Genomic DNA, 6,551 nt, shown 5'->3' on the forward strand with positions numbered 1-6,551 from the left:
GCGCCGCGATCAGCCGGCAGCCGGCCGCTGCGAGAACACCTCGCGCATGGCCTCGGCCGCGCGCTGCATCACCGGCACGGCGCGCAGCAGATCGTCCAGCATCACCCGCGCCGTCGGCGCATGGCAGGCCACGGCCGCCACCACGCGATCTTCCTCGTCGCGCACCGGCACCGCCACCGCGCTCATGCCGCGCACGAATTCCTCGTTGTCGATGCCGATGCCGCGCGCGGCCAGGCGCTCCAGCTCTTCCTCCAACTGCTCGGGCCGGGTCAGCGTGCGCGGCGTGTTGCGCGTGAGCGGCAATCGCGCCACCACGCGCGCGCGTTCCAGCCGGCTCATCGAGGCCAGGAACAGCTTGCCGCTGGCGGTGCAGTGCATGGGCACGTGGCTGCCCACCGCGAAGATCAGCCGCAGCGGCTCGGCGGTTTCGACGCGCTCCATGTAGATGACGCGGTCGCCGTCGGGCGCGGTCAGGTTGCAGGTTTCTCCCAGCGTGCCGGCCAGCTGCGCCAGCACCGCGCGGCAGGCGCGCGTGTAGGCCGAGGCGCGCAGCGTGGCCAGCGCCAGCGCGCCGGCCTGCGGCCCCGGCACATAGCCGCGCTCGACCGGCGTGGCGGCGACGAAGCCGGCGCGCTGCATCGCGGCCAGCAGCCGCATCAGGGTGGTCTTGGGCATGGCCAGGCGCTGCGCCAGCTGGGCCAGCGTGGGCGGATGCTGGGCGCGGGCCAGATGGTCCAGCACATGCAGGGCGCGCAGGCTGCGCGCCTCTTCCAGCCGCGACCCGGCGTCCTCGTCCTGGCCGCCCTGGATGCCGCCATCGGCGCCATCCCGCGATGCTGCACTGCGATTTTGAAACCGAAGCCCCATGTTCTGTTCCATTTCCCGCCCCGCGCGCCGATTGCGCTTGGCCCGGCGCGCGCGCTTCCTAGAATCGCCTCAAGCCTCGCGGGCCGTGCTCGCGCCGCGAGGAACCCGGCCAGTATATAAGCGCCCCGGCCTCCGCAAGCAGGAAACACGCGTCGTGGCGGACGCGCGGCTTGCGCGGGTCCAGGCGCCAGGGAGACAGGCGGCATGTCGGACACAGTGGACTACATCGTGGTGGGCGCCGGCTCGGCCGGATGCGTGCTGGCCAACCGGCTGAGCGAGGACGGCGCGCATGCCGTCTGCCTGCTGGAGGCCGGTCCGCGCGACCGCTATCCGTGGATACACATCCCCATCGGCTACGGCAAGACCATGTTCCACAGGGAAGTGAACTGGGGCTACTACACCGATCCCGATCCCAACATGCTGGGCCGCCGCATCTACTGGCCGCGCGGCCGCACGCTGGGCGGCTCCAGCGCCATCAACGGCCTGATCTACATCCGCGGCCAGCGCGCCGACTACGACGCCTGGGCCGCCGCCGGCAATCCCGGCTGGCGCTGGGAAGACTGCCTGCCCTACTTCCGCCGGCTGGAGGACAACGACCTGGGCGAGAGCGCCACGCGCGGCGTGGGCGGCCCGCTGAGCGCCACCTCGATCAAGACGCCGCATCCACTGGTCGAGGCCATGATCGAGGCCGCCGCCGGCCTGGGCGTGCCGCGCGTGCGCGACTTCAACACCGGCGAACAGGAAGGCGCGGGCTATTACCAGCTCACCACGCGCCACGGCCGGCGCTGCTCCACCGCCGTGGCCTACCTGCGTCCGGCCGAGGGCCGGCCCAACCTGCGCGTGCAGACCGGCGCCCACGCCATGGCCGTGCTGTTCGAGGGCCGCCGTGCCTGCGGCGTGCGCTACCGCGTCGACGGCGAGGTGCGCACGCTGCGCGCCCGGCGCGAGGTGCTGCTGTGCGCCGGCGCGCTGCAATCGCCGCAACTGCTGCAGCTGTCCGGCGTCGGCCCGGCGGCGCTGCTGCGCCAGCATGGCATCGACGTGGTGCGCGACCTGCCGGGCGTGGGCGAGAACCTGCAGGACCATCTGCAGATCCGGCTGATCTACGAAACCAGCCGCCCCATCACCACCAACGACCAGCTGCGTACGCTGGCCGGGCGCGCGCGCATCGGCCTGCAATGGCTGCTGTTCCGCGACGGGCCGCTGGCGGTCGGCATCAACCAGGGCGGCCTGTTCTGCCGCGTGGATCCGGCCAGCGTTACGCCAGACACCCAGTTCCATTTCGCCACCCTGTCGGCCGACATGGCCGGCGGCAAGGTGCATCCGTTCTCGGGCTGCACCTACTCGGTGTGCCAGCTGCGGCCCAGCTCGCGCGGCCATGTGCGGCTGCGCAGCGCCGATCCTTTCGAGGCACCGTCCATGCAGCCCAACTACCTGTCCACCGAGCTGGACCGCCGCATGGCGGTGGCGGCGGTCAAGTACGCGCGCCGGCTGGCGGCCGCCGAGCCGCTGGCCGGGCTGATGAAGCGCGAGTTCCGGCCCGGCCCCGAGGTCCGCGACGATGACGAGATCCTGCACTTCTGCCGCGAGTACGGCGCCACCATCTTCCATCCCTCGAGCACGGCCAAAATGGGGCCGGCCGACGATCCCCTGGCGGTGGTGGACGAGCAGCTGCGCGTGCGCGGCGTGGCCGGGCTGCGCGTGGTCGACTGCTCGGTCATGCCGACGCTGGTGTCGGGCAACACGAATGCGCCCGTGATCATGCTGGCCGAGCGCGCGGCCGAATTCATCTTGCGGGAACGGTCCCTGCCCGCAACGCCAGGCGCCGACTCGCTGGAGGCATGCCCGCGTACCGGCAATGCCGGCATCGCGGCAGCCCGATGATGCGGCATCCGCCAGTCCAACCGTAGCACCCCCACGGCCAGGCGCGGCGCAGACCGTCCGGCCATCCACCAGAGGAGAGCAGACATGGCCAAGCAGAACGTAGCGGCGGTGCGCAGAGTCGTCACCGCCTCGCTGATCGGCGCCACCATCGAGTGGTACGACTTCTTCCTGTACGGCGTCGTCGCCGGCATCGTGTTCAACAAGCTGTACTTCCCCACGGACGACCCGCTGGTGTCGACCATGCTGGCCTACACCACCTTCGCGGTCGGCTTCATCACGCGTCCGCTGGGCGGCCTGATCTTCGGCCACTTCGGCGACCGCATCGGCCGCAAGAGCATGCTGGTGATGACGCTGATGATCATGGGCGTGTCGACCTTCCTGATCGGCCTGGTGCCCACCTACGACAGCATCGGCATCTGGGCGCCCGTGCTGCTGCTGCTCTTGCGCGTGTTCCAGGGCATCGGGCTGGGCGGCGAATGGGGCGGCGCGGTGCTGATGGCCTATGAATACGCGCCGCCGGAGAAAAAGGGCTTCTACGCCTCGCTGCCGCAGATCGGGCTGGCCATCGGCCTGTGCCTGGCCTCGGGCACGGTGGCGCTGCTGTCCACCCTGCTCACCGACGCGCAGTTCATGGCCTGGGGCTGGCGCGTCGCCTTCCTGGCCTCGGCCGCGATGGTGCTGGTGGGCATGTACATCCGGCTCAACATCAAGGAGACGCCCGAGTTCTCCCAGGTCAAGGCGCGCAACGCCGAGAGCCGCATTCCCTTCTTCGACATGCTGCGGCGCTATCCGGGCAATGTGCTCAAAGGCATGGGCGCGCGCTACATCGACGGCGTGTTCTTCAATGTGTTCGGGGTGTTCTCGATCTCGTACCTGACCCAGACCGTGCAGATCACGCGCACGCAGGCGCTGACCGGCGTGATGGCGGCGGCGCTGGTGATGTGCGTGTTCATCCCCTTCTTCGGCCGGCTGTCGGACCGCGTCGGCCGCACCCGCGTGTATTTCTGGGGCTCGCTGATCACGGCGGCGGCGTCCTTCCCGGGCTTCTGGCTGATGCTCAACAGCCAGGGCAGCGTGATGCTGGTGTGGCTGGCCATCATCGTGCCCTTCGGCATCTTCTACGCCGCCGTCTACGGGCCGGAGGCCGCGCTGTTCTGCGAGCTGTTCGACGCCAAGGTGCGCTACACCGGCATCTCCTTCGTCTACCAGTTCTCGGGCATCTTCGCCTCGGGCATCACGCCCATCATCGCCACCGCCCTGCTCAAGAGCGGCGGCGGCCAGCCCTGGCTGATCTGCCTGTACGTGCTGTTCGCGGGCCTGGTGTCAGCGCTGTGCGCATGGCTGATCGGACGCGGCGGGCAGCCGGCGGGCCAGGCGGGCGGCGCGGCCTTGCCCCGCGCCGGCCTGCGCAAGGCCTGAGCCGGGATGCGGGACGGATCGCTTGCGGGCCGCCCGATGCCAGGCCCCCCAAGCCGGCCGCCCCGCGCGGCCGGATCAGGCGCGGACGGCGGGCCGGCCGTGGAACGGGTAGTTGGGATCGTTGTAGCCGTGGGTGGAGGCGTGGCCCGGCGTGACCCAGCCATCCACCAGCGTCTCGTCCTCGGGCGTGATGCGCAGGTCCAGCGCGGCGTAGTAGTCCTGCATCTGCGCCAGCGTGCGCGGGCCGGCGATCACCGAGCTGACCAGCGGATTGGCCAGCACCCAGGCGGTGGCGAAAGGGCCGGGCTGCACGCCGCGCGCGGCGGCATGCTCGACCAGCCGCTGCGCGATCCGCAGCGATTCCTCGCGGAACTCGGTGGCCAGGATGCGGCGGTCGCCACGACCGGCGCGCGTGTCCGCCCCGGGGGCCTGGCCCGGCAGGTACTTGCCCGTGAGCACGCCGCGCGCGATCGGGCTGTACGGCACCACGCCCAGCCCATAGTGGCCGCAGGCGGGCAGGATCTCGACCTCGGGGCCGCGATTGAGCATGTTGTAGTACGGCTGGCAGACCACCGGCTGCGGCACGCCCAGCTGCGCGCACAAGCGCATGACCTCGGCGATGCGCCAGCCGCGGAAGTTCGACAGGCCGAAGCCGCGCAGCTTGCCGGCGCGGATCAGGTCGCCCAGCGCCCACACGGCCTCTTCCAGGTTTTCCTCGTGGTAGTCGCGGTGCAGGTACAGGATGTCCAGGAAATCGGTGTCCAGTCGCGCCAGGCTGGCCTCGACCCCGCGCACCAGCCACTGGCGCGAATAGTGCGCCTGGTTGGGGCCCTGGCCCATGGCGTTGCCGATCTTGCTGGCCAGCACCCAGTCATGGCGCTGGCCCTTGAGCAGCCTGCCCAGCACCTGTTCGGAACGGCCGTCGTTGTAGACGTCGGCCGTGTCGATGAAATTCACACCCTGTTCGCGCGCCGACGCGACGATGCGCGCGGCCTCGTCGTCCGGCGTCTGTTCGCCGAACATCATGGTGCCCAGGCACAGCGGCGATACGCGGAGGTTGCTGTTTCCCAGTCTGCGGTAATTCATGGCGGTTCCCTTGTGGCGTTGCGGGCGGCGTCTGCGCCGGACGGCACATATTGCCAGAAGCCCGCGCCATGGGACGCGCCGGCGCCGCGGCCGTGCCGCGCGCCATGCCTGCGTTCAGGGATCCGTCAGTGCGGGCGAAGCGTCAGGCGGGCATGCCCGCCGGCGCCGCGCGGCGGCGCGCGCCGTCCAGCAGCAGGTCCGAGATGAAGCCCGACAGCGTCGAGGACTCCTGCCCCGGCGCCTGGCGCACGAAACGTTCGATGATGCCCATCAGCGCATGCGCGAACAGCTCGGCCGAAACCTCGGCGCGAAACAGGCCGGCCTGCTGCTCCAGGCGCACCCTGGCCGCGATCATGCGCGCCAGTTCGTCCTTGAGATCCTCGGCCGAATCGGCCTGGAAGAAGCCGATGCGGGTCAGGTCGGGATTCTCGCGCAGGATGGCCAGCAGGCCACCGACGCTGGCGCGCACGCGCTCGTCCAGCCCCGAGCCCGGCGCGCCGGGCTCGCGTTCCTGGCCGATGATGCCTCGCAGGCGCTCGGCGAACATGCCGACGAGTTCGTCATAGGCCGCCTGCTTGCTGGTGAAGTATTGATAGAAGACCGGCTGCGTCACGCCGGCGCGGGCGACAATGTCGCTGATCCGGGTATGCTGGAAGCCGCGTTCGGCGAATTCCGCCGCGGCCACTTCCAAAAGCTGCAATCTGGTGCGTTCGCCTTTCGTCAGGCGCGGGTCTTGCGATAAAGATGGGGGTCGTGCCGTACTCATGAATGGTCTTGCCTTGCTAGTCGCGAGAAAATACTACCTTCGTATTCTTTTGACCACTGTTTCCCTGTATTGCCACACCGCCAATATGTATCGACTGTTGCGTCGACCGTTCTGTCTCCCATTTTTTTCGCTGCGCGCGGCCCTGCTGGCCGCGCCCTTGTTGCTGGGCGGCTGCATTCCGTACCCGGCGTACAAGACGCTGCAGCCGCAGGCCCGCGCCACCGTGGTCGACGAGCAGTCCAGGCCCTTGGCGGACGCCCGCGTGATCCTGATCACCTCCTCCTATCCCTATGGCCGGGAACGCTGGCGCGATGAACAGCGCAGCGGCGAGGAGGGCGTCGCCTCATTCGAGAATCACAGCGAATGGCGTGCCGAATCGCTGATGATCCATGGCCGGACGATCTTTTTCTGGAACTGGTGCGTGGAGAAACCGGGCTATGCGACCTATCGCACGCTGCTGACGTCGTCGGACGACTTCGACGCGCGGCCGACGATCACGCTGACGCCCGGATCGTCGCAAACTTGCGAC

Annotated in this window: 6 protein-coding genes; 3 read left to right on the forward strand and 3 right to left on the reverse strand. The window is 69.7% G+C overall.

Annotated features, from left to right (window positions below; all coding sequences use genetic code 11):
• Positions 1-9: 9 nt before the first annotated feature.
• On the reverse strand, positions 10-879 hold the full coding sequence (locus tag AC6LJ9_RS18320; protein WP_498148668.1) for an IclR family transcriptional regulator: 870 nt from the start codon (positions 877-879) through the stop codon (positions 10-12).
• Positions 880-1,071: 192 nt separating this feature from the next.
• Here AC6LJ9_RS18320 and AC6LJ9_RS18325 point away from each other — a divergent pair, with 192 nt between their 5' ends.
• On the forward strand, positions 1,072-2,751 hold the full coding sequence (locus AC6LJ9_RS18325; RefSeq protein WP_498148669.1) for a GMC family oxidoreductase: 1,680 nt from the start codon (positions 1,072-1,074) through the stop codon (positions 2,749-2,751).
• Between the two features lie 84 nt (positions 2,752-2,835).
• Positions 2,836-4,170, forward strand: coding sequence for an MFS transporter (locus AC6LJ9_RS18330; protein ID WP_498148670.1), 1,335 nt, complete (start codon positions 2,836-2,838; stop codon positions 4,168-4,170).
• A gap of 75 nt (positions 4,171-4,245) precedes the next feature.
• Here AC6LJ9_RS18330 and AC6LJ9_RS18335 read toward each other — a convergent pair whose 3' ends face one another.
• Both AC6LJ9_RS18335 and AC6LJ9_RS18340 read right to left on the reverse strand, forming a co-directional pair.
• Entirely contained in the window at positions 4,246-5,256 is a 1,011-nt protein-coding gene (locus AC6LJ9_RS18335) for an aldo/keto reductase (protein ID WP_498148671.1), read from the reverse strand.
• 142 nt (positions 5,257-5,398) lie between these two features.
• Entirely contained in the window at positions 5,399-5,956 is a 558-nt protein-coding gene (locus AC6LJ9_RS18340; RefSeq protein WP_349291618.1) for a TetR/AcrR family transcriptional regulator, read from the reverse strand.
• A 64-nt stretch (positions 5,957-6,020) separates the two neighbouring features.
• Here AC6LJ9_RS18340 and AC6LJ9_RS18345 point away from each other — a divergent pair.
• Positions 6,021-6,551 (forward strand): hypothetical protein (locus AC6LJ9_RS18345; RefSeq protein WP_498148672.1); only part of this gene is annotated, 531 nt, incomplete at its 3' end.

Source organism: Achromobacter sp. 1011811831 (assembly GCF_059760905.1).